Source organism: Glaciimonas soli (assembly GCF_009497155.1).
Classification (GTDB): Bacteria; Pseudomonadota; Gammaproteobacteria; order Burkholderiales; family Burkholderiaceae_D; genus Glaciimonas; species Glaciimonas soli.
This window is the reverse complement of sequence record NZ_WINI01000007.1, coordinates 196,293-211,206: the sequence shown is the minus strand read 5'-3', so window position 1 is coordinate 211,206 and position 14,914 is coordinate 196,293. Positions and strand designations below refer to the sequence as shown.

Annotated in this window: 12 protein-coding genes; 7 read left to right on the top strand and 5 right to left on the bottom strand. The window is 49.2% G+C overall.

Annotation, left to right across the window (positions count from 1 at the left end):
- Positions 1-52 precede the first annotated feature (52 nt).
- The 7 genes from cysT (at position 53) to GEV47_RS13155 (ending at position 6,908) form a co-directional block, all read left to right on the top strand.
- Positions 53-925 carry a sulfate ABC transporter permease subunit CysT gene (gene cysT, locus GEV47_RS13185; RefSeq protein ID WP_153235225.1) on the top strand — a complete coding sequence of 291 codons (873 nt, stop codon included), beginning with the start codon at positions 53-55 and terminating at the stop codon, positions 923-925.
- 13 nt (positions 926-938) lie between these two features.
- Positions 939-1,883, top strand: a complete 945-nt coding sequence (gene cysW, locus GEV47_RS13180; protein ID WP_228124703.1) for a sulfate ABC transporter permease subunit CysW — start codon at positions 939-941, stop codon at positions 1,881-1,883.
- Positions 1,880-2,947, top strand: coding sequence for a sulfate/molybdate ABC transporter ATP-binding protein (locus GEV47_RS13175; protein ID WP_153235224.1), 1,068 nt, complete (start codon positions 1,880-1,882; stop codon positions 2,945-2,947). Before cysW ends, GEV47_RS13175 begins: the two co-directional genes overlap by 4 nt.
- A gap of 70 nt (positions 2,948-3,017) precedes the next feature.
- Positions 3,018-3,950, top strand: coding sequence for a CysB family HTH-type transcriptional regulator (locus tag GEV47_RS13170; RefSeq protein ID WP_153235223.1), 933 nt, complete (start codon positions 3,018-3,020; stop codon positions 3,948-3,950).
- A 119-nt stretch (positions 3,951-4,069) separates the two neighbouring features.
- Positions 4,070-4,579 (top strand): GNAT family N-acetyltransferase, encoded by a 510-nt coding sequence (locus GEV47_RS13165; RefSeq protein ID WP_153235222.1) that lies wholly within the window; start codon positions 4,070-4,072, stop codon positions 4,577-4,579.
- A gap of 120 nt (positions 4,580-4,699) precedes the next feature.
- The gene (locus GEV47_RS13160; protein ID WP_153235221.1) at positions 4,700-6,136 is read left to right on the top strand and encodes a DUF1214 domain-containing protein; all 1,437 of its coding nucleotides are present in this window, start codon (positions 4,700-4,702) and stop codon (positions 6,134-6,136) included.
- Positions 6,137-6,344: 208 nt separating this feature from the next.
- A complete protein-coding gene (locus GEV47_RS13155; RefSeq protein ID WP_153235220.1) occupies positions 6,345-6,908 on the top strand; it encodes a GNAT family N-acetyltransferase in 564 nt (187 codons plus the stop codon).
- A gap of 61 nt (positions 6,909-6,969) precedes the next feature.
- Here the strand turns inward: GEV47_RS13155 and GEV47_RS13150 are convergent, their stop codons facing one another.
- The 5 genes from GEV47_RS13150 to GEV47_RS13130 all read right to left on the bottom strand — a co-directional run bounded on the left by GEV47_RS13150 (position 6,970) and on the right by GEV47_RS13130 (position 14,662).
- Complete coding sequence (locus tag GEV47_RS13150; protein WP_153235219.1) at positions 6,970-10,032, bottom strand: efflux RND transporter permease subunit; 3,063 nt, start codon at positions 10,030-10,032, stop codon at positions 6,970-6,972.
- A gap of 11 nt (positions 10,033-10,043) precedes the next feature.
- Entirely contained in the window at positions 10,044-11,246 is a 1,203-nt protein-coding gene (locus GEV47_RS13145) for an efflux RND transporter periplasmic adaptor subunit (protein ID WP_153235218.1), read from the bottom strand.
- Between the two features lie 32 nt (positions 11,247-11,278).
- On the bottom strand, positions 11,279-12,700 hold the full coding sequence (locus GEV47_RS13140) for an efflux transporter outer membrane subunit (RefSeq protein ID WP_153235217.1): 1,422 nt from the start codon (positions 12,698-12,700) through the stop codon (positions 11,279-11,281).
- 451 nt (positions 12,701-13,151) lie between these two features.
- Complete coding sequence (locus tag GEV47_RS19390) at positions 13,152-13,505, bottom strand: hypothetical protein (RefSeq protein WP_194270664.1); 354 nt, start codon at positions 13,503-13,505, stop codon at positions 13,152-13,154.
- A 311-nt stretch (positions 13,506-13,816) separates the two neighbouring features.
- Positions 13,817-14,662: a heparin lyase I family protein gene (locus tag GEV47_RS13130; protein ID WP_153235216.1), complete on the bottom strand. Its 846-nt coding sequence runs from the start codon at positions 14,660-14,662 to the stop codon at positions 13,817-13,819.
- Positions 14,663-14,914 lie beyond the last annotated feature (252 nt).

Sequence of the window (14,914 nt, the reverse complement as noted above, 5' to 3'; positions counted from 1 at the left end):
GATTATCTCTGTTCGTTAGCCGTTTTTGTAATAAGAGAACCGAAGAGGATGCATGATGGCTACATTGGCCACTTTATCGAATAAGCAACAAATCGCTATCAGTCGCCCATTTCGCGTGATGCCCGGATTTCGTTTGTCGCTAGGTTTCACGCTGTTTTATCTGGCTTTGATTGTGTTGATCCCATTGTCGGCGGTGTTCCTTAAAACCTTCACCATGACTTGGGATGCGTTTGTGGCCGCAGTGACATCGCCAAGGGTGATGGCTTCATACCGATTAACATTTGGTGTTGCTTTTTTGGCTGCGTTATTAAATGTGCTATTCGGCGGCATCGTCGCCTGGGTGTTAGTACGTTATCGGTTCCCGGGTAAAAAAATAATCGATGCCTTGGTCGATTTGCCGTTTGCCTTGCCGACCGCAGTGGCCGGGATTGCGCTGACTACGTTGTACTCCGCCAACGGCTGGTTAGGGCGTTATCTGGAGCCATTGGGTATCAAAGTCGCTTTTACGCCGTTGGGGATATTGATAGCACTGACTTTTATCGGCTTGCCGTTTGTAGTGCGTACCGTGCAACCGGTATTGGAAGATGCCGAATGTGAACTCGAAGAAGCCGCCGCCAGTCTCGGCGCCGGACACTGGCAAATTTTCATCAAAGTGATATTTCCAACGGTGTTGCCGGCTTTGTTGACAGGATTTGCATTGGCTTTTGCGCGGGCCACTGGTGAATATGGTTCGGTCATTTTCATCGCAGGCAATATGCCGATGATTTCGGAAATTACGCCTCTATTCATTATCACCAAATTGGAGCAATACGATTACACCGGCGCGACCGCGATTGCGGTGGTGATGCTGAGTGCTTCATTCATTTTGCTGTTGACGATCAATGTTTTACAGGCCTGGACCCGCAAGCGCGGACAGGCAGTTTAAAGGGAGAGGAAGTATGGGCACCTATGCTAGTTATATTCCAACTCCGGCGACGTCGGCTGCTGTAACGCCAAGCAAGCCTGCATCCGTTGTAACACCAAGTGCGACGCAGGAGCCATTATGGGTACGCACGATATTGATTAGCGTCGCATTGTTGTTTTTGACCTTGTTTCTGGTGGTGCCGTTGGTTTCGGTTTTTGCAGAGGCTTTAAAAAAAGGATGGGAGGCATACATCGCCGCCATCGTTGAGCCGGATGCCATCAGCGCCATCAAATTGACCTTGCTGACAGCAGTCATTGCGGTCCCGCTGAATCTGGCATTTGGTGTGGCGGCATCGTGGTTGATTGCAAAATTCAATTTTCGCGGCAAGAGTATTTTGTTGACCTTGATTGATTTACCGTTTTCCGTATCGCCGGTAATTTCAGGTTTGATTTATGTCTTGTTGTTTGGCGCTCAGGGCTGGTTTGGACCGTGGTTACGTGAGCATGACATCAAGATTTTATTCGCTGTGCCAGGCATCGTTTTGGCGACTATTTTTGTCACCTTTCCTTTTGTTGCACGTGAACTGATTCCATTGATGCAGGCACAAGGCAGTGAAGAAGAAGAGGCCGCTTTGGTATTAGGTGCATCAGGCTGGAAAACCTTTTGGCACGTGACGTTGCCGAATATTAAATGGGGTTTGTTGTATGGCGTGATTTTGTGTAACGCCAGAGCGATGGGGGAATTTGGTGCAGTGTCTGTCGTCTCTGGTCACATTCGTGGTGAAACGAACACCATTCCATTACAAGTCGAAATTTTATATAACGAATACAACATTCAGGCCGCATTTGCAGTGGCGTCACTATTGGCGTTTTTAGCTTTGGTGACGTTGGCTTTGAAATCGTTTATCGAGTGGCGCTTACGAGATGAGACAGGTCTTGAAACGCATCATTTTGTTGAAGAAGGAAAGAGGCCATCATGAGTATCAGCGTCAACAATATCAATAAACAATTCGGTACATTCACCGCATTAAACAATGTCTCTCTCAATTTCCCCAGTGGCGAATTGACAGCGTTACTAGGCCCATCCGGCTGCGGAAAAACCACCTTGTTGCGCATTATCGCCGGCTTGGAAGGACAGGATTCCGGTCAGGTTTTATTAGATGGCGAAGACGCTTCTGCGCGTCATGTGCGTGAGCGTCAAGTCGGATTCGTGTTTCAACACTACGCTTTATTTAAGCATATGACCGTGTTTGAGAATGTCGCTTTTGGCTTGCGTGTGAAACCGAAGGCGCAAAGACCTAGCGAAGCGGCGATCCGTGAAAAAGTCAAAAAATTATTAGATTTGGTGCAGCTGGACTGGCTGGCAGATCGTTATCCGCCACAACTATCTGGCGGTCAGCGTCAGCGAATTGCCTTAGCCCGTGCTTTGGCAGTGGAGCCGCGGGTACTGTTATTGGATGAACCATTCGGCGCACTCGACGCAAAAGTGCGTAAGGAGCTACGTCGCTGGTTGCGTCGTTTGCATGATGAACTGCATGTGACCAGCATTTTTGTGACGCATGATCAAGAAGAAGCGCTCGAGGTGGCGGATCAAATTGTGTTGATGAATAAAGGTAATGTGGAACAAGTTGGCACGGCAAAACAAGTGTATGAGCATCCGGCGTCACCATTCGTCTATGGATTTTTGGGCAGCGTCAATGTGTTCCATGGCCGTGTTCATCAAGGTGTATTAGCCAGCGATGGCATACGTTTAGCGTCACCAGCGCATGCAGAAACTGAAGATACTGCTGGTATCGCCTATGTTCGTCCACACGATCTGGAAGTGGATCGTTACACCACCGGTGCAGAAGGCGTGGTGGTGCAACTCAAACGCGCCCACGCAATCGGTCCGTTGGCGCAATTGGATCTGGAGCGAGATGACAACGATGGTTTGATAGAAGCTGTAATTTCGAGTGAACGTTTTCATCAACTCAAATTAAAGGAAGGGGAAACCTTAGTCGTGCGACCGCGTCGGCTGCAGGTTTTTCTAGAACAGAGCGCGTAATGTCAGGCGCATATGTGGTATCCGCCTCACTTGGGCGAACCGTAAATCACAAAATATAGGAATCTGGAAAATGAACTTCCAACAGCTAAGATCCATTCGCGAAGCAGCGCGTTGCGGCTTTAATCTAACCGAGGTAGCCAACGTTCTTTTCACCTCACAACCTGGCGTAAGCCGTCAGATCCGTGAATTGGAAGAAGAGTTGGGCGTCGATATTTTCGTTCGTAATGGCAAGCGTCTGATGGGTTTGACCGAACCAGGAAAAGGGATTTTGCAGATCGTTGAAAAACTCCTGCAAGAAGCCGAAAACCTGCGTCAAGCCAGCCAGGAATACTCCGGTGAAACTACCGGAACCCTGACGGTCGCTGCGACGCACACACAAGCGCGCTACGCCTTGCCACGTGTGGTGCAAGGTTTTCGCGCACGCTTTCCTGACGTTCGCATCGCTCTGCAGCAAAGCTCGCCAGAGCACATAGCTGAATGGGTGATTTCAGGTAAAGCCGATGTCGGTATTGCGACGGAAGGCTTATCGCAGTTTAAAGAGCTTATTTCATTTCCATGCTACGAATGGCGCCACATAGTGGTAGTGCCGCAGCATCATCCATTGCTGCTGATAGAAGGCCCGATTAGTTTGCACGATTTGGCCGCTTATCCATTAATTACTTATGACGTCGGATTCACCGGTCGGGGTCATATCGACAGCGCATTCCAGCGCGCTGGCATCAATCCCGATATCGTGTTGACGGCGATGGATTCGGATGTGATTCAACAATACGTTTCACTGGAACTGGGTGTCGGTATCATCGCCGGCATGGCGGCAGAACATACGCGCCAGAATGGTTTGCAGACTATCGAAGTCCCGCATCTATTTGGTTCCAATGTCACCCGTTTGGCGGTGCGTCGCGGTGCTTATTTGCGGTCGTATATCGTTGACTTTATTCTGCAATTTGCCCCGCAATTGAAGCGCTCCGATATCATGGAAGCATTGTTGGCAGAGGCAGCATAAATAGCTATTTGGTCGCAAATCGATGGAAAAGCGCGTTTGAATTGCGCAATAGCATCTTAAAACTGGATAAATGGATAGGCTAAACATACAATATGTTTAGCCTATTTTATTTTTATCCCATGAAAATTCTAGAAACTGAACGCCTCATCTTGCGCACTATTAACGTTGAAGACGCTGCGTTTTATCTTGCATTGATCAATTCCCCGGGTTGGTTGGCTTATATCGGCGATAGGGGTATACGGACGCTGGAGGCGGCTAAAGAAATGGTGATAGCCGGGCCGATGGCGGCGCAAAAACGGGTAGGTTTTAGCTTCTATCTCACAGCTTTAAAAGATAGCGAAGAACCGATTGGTATTTGCGGTTTAATGAAAAGGGAAGGCTTGGACGACGTCGATATCGGCTATGCGTTCATGCCAGAATTTTGGGGTAAGGGTTACGCCTATGAGTCGGCATCTGCGGTGCTCGCTTACGGTAAAAATACGCTCAAATTGCCACGGATAGTCGCTATTACGAATCCTGCAAATCATGCTTCGATCAAGGTGGTAGAAAAGATAGGTCTGAAGTTTGAAAAAATGGTGAGACTAGCTGAAGATAAACCTGAAATAAATTTATATAGTATCGATTTTTGAATATATGCCAAATCAATTGAAGAGATAAGCGAATAAACAAATATCAATAGAAAAAATCATTAGTTTCTACGTGGAAATTGTCGAAGTAAAGTAAGTTTCCTTCACTTTTCGACAAAGACCATGACCACAATCAATGCCTTAACTTTGCCATCACAATTTCGTCTTTCTAAAATTGCCATGCTGGTTTTCTCGGCAGCTTCTTGCTTAAGCCTCAGCAGTGCGTGGGCTAGTCCAGGCAATCCACTGGCAACGACGGATCAGCAGAATCTCGATGCGACTGCGATTCGCGTGCTTGGGAAAAGCCAGCAATTTTTATCAGGAGGATTGACCTTTGATGCGCTCATCGCGACCAACAAAGCGGCTTATCTTGCTGGCAGTCTGGGGGCATTGATTGGAGATGCGCAAGCAAGTGCAGCATTGGCGCCGACGATTAATGAGTTGGTTTTTAGCGCCATTCAGAAAGCGGTAAACAGCGACCCGGCGCATCCGAAAGTCTATTGGGACAGTGACGCAAAAGCAAAGCAATGGTTCGGATTAAATGTACCTGCTGGTCGCTATTCGTATGACAACCCGGATGCGATTTATCGTTTGATTCCTATTGGCGGCCAATATACGTATGCAATCAGTGCTCATCGCACAGGCAATGGCCCAACTGATCAGACCTTTTCTTTGATCAGCGATCCAAACTCACAAACCACGATTGCTTACCTCTCTAAAAATAATATCGTCGTCGATGCCAATGGCAATTACACCATTACGATTTCCAGCGCTGCTCCCGCCAGTGGTCAGACGAATTACATTCAATCGACAAGCGCCGCTAAATTTCTTCTTGTACGTGACAATCTTGGTAACTGGAATACCGAAACCCCAGATGTGTTATCGGTGCAACGCACTGATAGCCTGACTACGCCGGCAGCTATTACTGATGCGCAGATTATTGCCACTGCAGCAGTCAACCTGACCGAAGATGCGGCAACTTATGGGGCAGGTACTTTGGGCGTGAAAACGTATATCAACCCGGTCAATACCTTTTCATCACCAACCCAGTCCTCCACATTGGGCACTTTGGTAACGCAGGCCAGTTCGTTCGCGCACGTCAACATTCCGACTGGTCAGGCATTAGTATTTACGGTGCAGACGGGTGGCGCAGGTTATTTTGTGGTTCCAGTCAGTAATCCCTGGACGATCACGGTTGATCCGGTAGGTCATCAATCCAGCTTGAATAACAAACAGGCAGTTGCCAATGCCGATGGTTCCTATACCTTTGTCATTGCCAATCAAGATCCGGGCGTGGCGAACTGGATTGATCCGGCAGGGTTTGTAAATAACACGTTGATGGTTCGCTGGCAGAATTTGTCGGCTAGTGGCGTCCCGGCGATCACCAACGTACAGTTCGTCACGTTGCCAGCAGCATCGGTGCCATTGACAGCAGTACCACCAGGATTGCAGGAAGTGCTTCCGGCAGGAAGCGCGTCTGATTTCTTTAGTTCTACGCAACGTGCAGCGCAGTTGGCAGCACGCGCTGCTGGCTACGCACGTCGTTTGTCTACGCAATAATTGCGTTTTAATTTGCGTTTCATCGCCTCTCTTTCGTTGGATTGAGAGGCGTTTTTTTGCTGTAAGCTGCATCAAGTCACGTCAACGCCCATCCGCCTGCATTCCCCACCGCTTTTACAATGAATAGGTAATGACATAAGATGTACTCACACTAGCCTAAGCTATTCATGGGTACATTTTTCATCCTGTTTATTTGAAAGCATTTTCAATGACAAAATCTGATTCCCTTCCGGAAGAAATTCATACCAAACGTCTGTTGATTCGTGTCGCTCGTCCAAGTGACGGAGCGATGTTTAATCAAGCAATTGTTGAGTCAGCAGGGCAGTTAAAAGATTGGCTGGGATGGGTGACGCCGGTGCCCGGCATTGACGATTCCGAGCAGTCTTGTCGCCGTGCTTATGCGCGCTTTTTATTGAATGAAGATTTGATGGCATTCTTCCTTTTAAAGTCGAATGGTGTACTGGTTGGTGGAAGCGGTTTGCATAACGCCAATTGGGATTGGCGCCATTTTGAAATCGGCTATTGGGGAAGAACCAGTCATCTGGGAAACGGATTGATTAGTGAAGGCGTGAGCGCATTGGCGCAATATGCGATTGAAAACTTGAGCGCGAACCGTGTCTTTCTGACGACGGATGAAAAAAATCTTGCCAGTTGGCGGCTTGCCGAGAGAATTGGTTTCGAGCTGGAAGGGACGCTCCGGCAAGATAGAAAGAACTTACAGGGGCATCTGCGCAACACACGCGTCTATTCCATTATTCCAGCTTCGAGATGAATCGCAAGGGTGTAAAAAAAGCACTGCGTGCAGTGCTTTTTTATTTTGCGTCAGATTAATTCTACGATGGTTCTACGCTGGGATTGCCGACGGCGGTGTGTGCTGCTTTATGCTTCTTGCTAAATTTCTTTTTCGACCACACCAAGAAATCGTCCACATAAGTAAACACCACCGGTATCACCAACAAGCTCAAGAACGTTGATGTCACCAGGCCGCCGATCACCGCAATTGCCATCGGCGATTGGAAACTGGCATTCGCACCGAAACCTAAGGCAATTGGCAACATGCCGGCACCCATTGCGATAGTGGTCATGATGATAGGCTGGGCACGTTTATGGCAAGCATCTATCAACGCATCGAAGCGACTCAAGCCGTGATCGCGTCTGGCTACGATGGCATATTCGACTAGCAAAATCGAATTTTTAACCGCAATCCCCATCAGCATCAACAAGCCAATCAGCGAAGGCATGGAGAATGAATTATGCGTGATGAGCAACGCGGCAAAAGCACCACCGATAGACAACGGTAAAGCAGCCAGAATCGTTACTGGTTGCAAGAAGCCTTTGAACAGCAATACCAACACCATGTACACGCACAACACGCCGGTCAACATTGCCAAACCAAACCCGGTGAACAGTTCTTTCATGACTTCTGCGTCACCTAATTCGCCACGATGTACATTCGGTGGCAGATTTTTCACGCTAGGTAAGGCATCAATTTTTTTCATGACTTCCCCGATTTCATGACCATTCAGTTCTACGTGAATGATGACGCGGCGATTGCGATCCAGGCGATCAATGCGTGCCGGGCCACTATCAAAATGAATATCTGCTACCGCGTTTAACGGGACGTTACCATTTTTTCCGGGTACGGATAAACGCTCTAATACACTCAAATCTTGACGTGCATTTATTGGCAAGCTCACGCGGATAGGGATCTGACGTTCTGGCAAATTCAATTTTGCCAGCGACTGATCATAATCACCGCTCGTGGCTATCCGCAAGGTTTCACCGATTGCGGCTGCAGTGACGCCCAGATCCGCCGCTTTGGCAAAATTCGGGGTAACAATGATTTCTGGGCGAACCAGATTGACGCTGGAGGTGATATTGCCCAAATCAGGAATGGTACGGATATCACGTTCAATGTTACGCGTCACATCGCGGATGGCTTTTGCGTCATCGCCGGTTAACAACAATGCAAATTCTTGACCGTTACCGTCGGCACCAACGGTGGTACGCAGACCTGGAAGATTGGCCAATGCTGCCCGCAATTGGATATCAACTTTGGTTTGACTATCTTTGCGCTCTGGCATGTCTTTTAACAAGATGGTCAACGTGGAGCGTTTGGCTTCATCACCGCCGATGGCACTATATACCTGTTCAACATTCTTGTTTTTCATGATGATCTGGCGTGCAATTTCAGAACTGACACGGGTTTCTTCCAAGGTGCTGCCAGGAGGTAATTCCAGTGTCACTTGGGTGCGGCCTTGATCGCTCGGTGGAATAAAGCCGGTAGGCAAAAAGGGAATCATTGCCAGTGAGGCGATAAAGAACGCTGTCGCCATCATTGCAGTTTTGACGCGATGCTGTAAGCACCAGGTCACTACTTTCAAGTAGGTGCTCATCATGCGGCTGTCTTTTTCCGGGCGCACGATAGGCTTGAGCAGATACGCGGCCATCATCGGTGTCAACAAACGCGCGACTACCAGTGACGCCAACACCGCGATGGCAGCAGTCCAACCGAACTCCCTGAAAAATTTACCGACGATACCGTCCATGAAAGCTGTCGGTAAAAATACGGCAACTAGCGTAAAGGTAGTGGCGACTACGGCCAGCCCAATCTCATCGGCTGCTTCCATGGCGGCTTGATACGGCGTTTTCCCCATATGCAGGTGGCGTACGATGTTTTCAATTTCGACAATGGCATCGTCCACCAGAATACCTATCACTAAAGCCAGTGATAATAAGGTGATGCCATTGAGCGTAAAACCAAAGAGATGCATTACCATGAAAGTCGGAATGATCGACAGTGGCAACGCGGCAGCAGCAACTAGCGTGGCACGCCAATCGCGTAAGAAAAACCATACAACCAGGATCGCCAAAATCGCGCCTTCGTATAGCATGGACATCGAGCCATCGTAGTTTTCTTTCACCGAATCGACTTGATTGAATGCCTCTTTGATGGTGACGTGTTTTTCTTTCGCGCTCAATTCAGCTATGGCTTTGTGAACCGCATTGGAGACAAGGATTTCACTGGCGCCTTTGCTGCGGGTGACTTCAAAACCGACTACTGGCTTGCCATCAAGCAGGGTGATGGCAGTACGTTCTGCGATGCCATCAGTGACTTTGGCGACTTGGTCGAGGCGGATAATATTGCCGCCTGGCAGAGCCATCTGTAAGGCCGCGATTTCAGCAACGTTGCCGACGGTGGCGATGGTACGTACCGATTGGCGCGCGCCGCTGATATCGGCTTTGCCACCGGGTGCTTCTTGTTGCACCTGACGCAATTGATGTGAAATTTGGGCGGGAGACACATTCAAGGCTGCCATGCGTACCGGATCAAGTTCGATCAATACCTCACGATCAACGCCACCGACCCGATTGATTTTTCCAACCCCCGGTACTGTAAGCAGTGCTTTAGATACGTCGTTATCGACAAACCATGACAAGGCCGCTTCATCGAGTTGATCGGACTTGACTGTGTAGGTCACGATCGGTCCACCAGACGTAGTGATCTTGGAATAGATCGGATCACGCACATCAGATGGCAAATCGGCACGAATGTTATTGATGGCATCGCGCGTTTGATCCATGGCTTCGCTGATGTCTTTTTCCAGGCGAAACTCCAGTTGAATATTAACCACGCCATCATTGATGGTGGTGTACATATGGCGTATGCCAGAAATCGTTGCCAGCGAATTTTCTATCTTACGGGCGACCTCAGTTTCCAACTGCGATGGTGAGGCACCAGGCAGGCTGGTGGTGATGGTGATGATAGGTAATTCTATATCCGGTTGATCCTGAATGATCATGCTTTTGAAACTCATCAGGCCCATGATAGTGAGCAAAATGAACAGCAAAATCGCCGGAACCGGATGCTTAATGGAGAGGGCGGAAAAATTCATGGTGTCCTCGCTTATTTCGAAGCTAAGGTTGAAGTGCCTGCTACTTTTGCACTTGCTGAGTGTGTTTTAGCGGGCGAAGTAACTGCGGATGACGCCGGTGCAGTTGGTGCAGCCACCACATTGACCGTGTCACCATCAGCTAAGAAGCCGGCACCTTGTGCCACCAGCGCCATGTTCTCGTTAATCCCATTAGTCACTTCAATCCGGTTGCCGACGCGTCGTCCCAGGCTAACTTTGATTTGCGTGACTTTATTGTCCTTACCAATTTGGTACACATAGCTATAACCATCGCGTATCACCACGGCAGCTTGTGGCAAGCTGAGTCCTTCCGCGCTGCCAATTTCGAACTCGCCGGTACCAAACATACCTGCATGGACTGCGCCCGGAGCAGGCAAATCAACATACACCAGACCGTTGCGAGTTGCAGAGTCTACGGTAGGCGCAATCATGCGTACTTTGCCATCGACGGTGAGGCCGTTGGTGATGGTTAATTTCACCGCCTGACCCGGTTGAATCCGCAGCAGATCGCTGGCATTGACTTCGGCACGCCATTCCAACCGATTCTTACGTATCAATTTGAATAACTCTTGTCCCGAATTCGTGACTGCGCCGACAGTGGCGGTGCGCGAAGAAATCACGCCATCGTCAGGCGCAAGCACTTGTGTCTGGCGCATGCGAATTTGCTGCATATCCAGAGTCGCCTGGGCATTCAGTACACGTGCCTTGGCGCTGCGTTCCGCCACTGCATATTGTGTGGTTTGCTGTGCGCTCAAGGCGCCGCTGTTAGCTAAAGTCTGTGCACGTTCAACGTTTGATTGTGCTTCAAACAAAGCTGCGCGGGCTTCTTCCAACGCGGCTTTTTGTTGCGCCAATTGTGCTGCCACGCTGTCGCTATCAAAGCGTGCCAACACTTGACCACGATGTACAACATCGCCGACATTGACGCGGACTTCGGCTAACTGCAAACCGCTTAACTCGCTGCCGACCACTGCCTCTTGCCAGGCAGCGACGCTGCCGTTAGCAGTTAAGGAAGTCGGCCAGTCACTATTCTCGGCTTTGATGGTGGTGACGTTCAGGGCAGCTTTAACCTGATCACCACTAGTTGGTTTATCTGCCGGCTTGCTTTGACTGGCGCGGGTGTACCAAAACACACCGCTACCGATGACAGCGATAAGGGCGATTGCCGTAATATGTTTGCAAGAGAGCTTTTTCATAGAAGGTCTTTTGTAATTATCTTGTGTAGGACTTATTGAATTTTGGCGTCATTATCGGCAGTGCTAAGCCAACCGCCACCCAATGCTTTGTACAACGCAATCCACGCATTGATGCGGTCACGTTGTACGCCAATCAAGGTTTGCTGTGCAATCAGCGAGGTGCGGCGGGCTTCTTCCAGATCTAACAAACTACCGCTACCGGCTTTGAATTTATCGTCGTTGGCGTGAAAGTAACGTTGATAATCACGCGCCGAATCGGCTGCATCATCTTCACGTCGGGTGTTGGCATCCAATTGCACCAATGCACCTTCGATTTCACGTACCGCACCGCGTACCTGCGCCTGATATTTGGCATAGGCCTCATCGTAAGTGGCTTGCGCCAGAGCGACATCGGCTTTGCGCTGGCCGCCATCCATTATTGGCAGCGTGAAGGTTGGCCCGAACGACCATGAATTGGAACGTTGGGTTGTGCCATCCAGATGCAAGCCCAGAACGCCGATGCTGCCGAGCAGCGATATGCTGGGATAACGCTTGGCTTCAGCGACATTGATATTGGCACTGGCGGCAGCTAAGTCACGTTCGGCAGCAGCGATGTCGGGACGTTGTGACAATACCTTGGCCGGTATCGCAGTCACAGTGAAGTCGCGCGGCTGTGGCAAACGCGGATTGGCGGCGAGCTTGCTGCGCAGAGTGGGCTCTGGAATATCCGTCAATTCAACCAACGCTTTGATATCGACATCACACTCGGCGCGTTGTTGCGTCAAACGCTGCTTGGCATCGGCGGTAGTAGCGTTGCTTAGTGAGCCGTCAGCTGGTGCGGTGAAGCCCGCTTTTACTTTGAGTTCGGTCAGCTGCGTGGTTTGCTGACTGGAGCTGACATTTTCCGCCAGCACTGCAGCGGTCGCCACACAAGCGCGATAATTGACCAAATCGGTACCGACTTCAGCCGCCAGCGTTACGCGTGAACCATGCCAGTCTGCCTGACGAGCGCGGTAGCGATCATCAGCGGCTTCGTTACCTTTGCGGATACCGCCAAACAGGTCGAGTTCCCATGTGGCGTCAAAGGCTGCAGTGCTATAGGTGCTGGGGATGGATTGGCCAATACTAATGTTATTGCTACGCGAGCTGCTGGCATCGGCGTTAAGTTTTGGATACAAACCGTTGGCAGAAGCCTGAGCACGTGCCTGAGCAACCCGCGCCAGCGCTTGAGCGACTGTCGGATTGTTGGTCAATGCCGTATCCACCAATTCAGCCATCAGAGGATCATCAAATTGCGCCCACCAGTTCACCAGATCACTAGTGCCCTTGGCGGTAGTCGGTAAATTTGCCTGAAACTGCGGTAACACAGCTTGTGACGCGGTAGTTGGCGTGGGGACTTGATAAGTCGGCCCGACCACACAACCTGCGATCACGGTCAGCAGGGGTATGCTGACCATCATTTGATACAAACGCATCCAACTCTCCCAAAGTTTAATGATTTTCTCTTTACGGAACTCTTATGTAAGCCAGCATAACTGTTTATACGTCGGCCCCTTCCTTGTCGTACCGGTCGTTCTACCTGCTTCGGGGCACCGGGTCTAAACAGTTATGCAAATTCACTTGATTTTATTGCATTGTTCTATTGCCAAATAATTGTCTTGCGGGAACTCGCAATCTTACTATGTTTCACAGCGTTTTCTGCTGCTAAGTCTATCTATTTAAAGGGGAATTTGCAGATAGAGCATGACTAACTGTAATGAGGATTGTTGCCTTGTGGTATGAAATTGCGACAAGCTGCACGTTCGAGGGGATGAAGTGAGTAAAAACAGGGATGAACAGTAATTATCGGTGGATGAAATGCGCAAATAGCCATTTTTTGGCATTTTGCTTAAGACTTCCCCATACGTTGAGCAGTTACAAAGTACTTTATTTTTCCGAAGTCTCAGTTGGGCTGAATGTTGCCGATTGAGGGAATACACTTTCCTGTAGCTTAGGAGATTTGCCATGTGAAATCAATGCAGGTGAGGCTTGCTTCCTCATAAAAACGCGCTTAAACCAAAAGTGAATAGGGCTAATTAAAAACACGTTGATTGCAGTCCAGTTTTGGCGTAATTGAATACTAACCAACAAAATGAAAATATCGGCACCGATAACATTCATCAATAGTACAAAAGACAATAGCTCAGGATTGATGACAAATAAAATAATCGTGCACAGACCGATTACCCCGGCATATTTTTTTGCAAAACGACTTTTTAAAACGTTACTGATAAAAGGCATTTTTCCCTCGGCTTAATTGTGCGCGATTAAAACCACACTGACCGCGAATGAGCAGATCAACCGAAAATATTGCATATTTGGAACTATCAGGTAACTGATAGAACTTACATGTTTTGTAACGAAATCATTCAGCGCCTTCTATCGATGTTCAAACTTGATCTGACTGGCTGTATCAGATCAAATCTAGTTCGGGTTGCATTGTGGCTGGCTAAATATTCCTGGCCAGTTTTTACTGGCAATTGCCTATTCGCGTTAAAACTGCCGCAGTTTTACTTCGGGAATTCCTTGATAACCATGTAGTCACGCACGGCTTAGTTCGAAGGCTTCGGCTTGGCGGTGAAGTTGGTTGCTGTGACTTCATCGTGGTAGACGATGAGCGTCTTCGTGTCGCCAGCCGCCGATTTGGCCCCATTGCGATACACGCCATACTGGACAGAGCCGATGCCGGTCCACGGTGTGCCGTCGGGACTCGCGGTCACATAAGTCTGGAGATTTTTCATCGCGACGGTGTGTCCTAACCCCGTTTCTCCGGGCAATTTCATCTGGAAGGTGAAATCGCCAGAGTTGTCGCTCTTCCAGAGGACATCGAAACGAAAATCTATCCACTGGTTCACATAGGGCATGACATTGTCGATGACTACCATCTTATAGGCATTGCCACCCCAACCGAGTTTGAGCTGCGTACCCTGAAGTGATAGATGAATATCGTGCCCGCCGCCGTGATGTTTGAACTGCCAGACCACATCCTCGGAAGGTGCTTTGCGTGTGCCTTTCACGGACGGCACGAGATCTTTCAACAACATACTGAAAGTGTATAAGCCATGGTCGCCGTCGCGATAGCTGGCACCTGCTACGTGCCCAAGTCCGAATTCGCTGCGCGGGAAACCGCCGCCCACATAAGCAGGGTCATCCAAAACCACCTTGTTCGCGACCGCGAAAGCAGTGTTATGAGCGCCGCCGGCCACAATATAAGCAGCATCTTGGGCGGTGGCGAGACCCGGTTCGATACCTGGAATTTCGACTCGGTCCGGGCCTTTCGTCGGATATCCAGAACTCACCGTGCCATCTTCGTAGTCGGCATGAAAGATCGCCTGCGCCGAGGAAGACGCGGCAAGCGTCGAGAGAGCTATCACAGCAATTATATGTGTCGATTTCATGATGGTTGATCTCAAAAAAAACGAGGCAGAGCCCGTTAAGCTGCATTATATTGTTACGATGCAACTTTAATGTGCGATTTCCTCCATTTTTTGCGCTTCCCGCTTTTAACGTCAAAGTTCTGGGAAATTTCGGGTAGGTCGTCTGTTCAATATTTGGCATCTCGTCGTTCCCAAAATGCCAAATTGATGTATATTTTTTAATCTATGAATTGCAGTCGACCTTCATGTTCAGGTCGTCTCATCTGGCCCAAA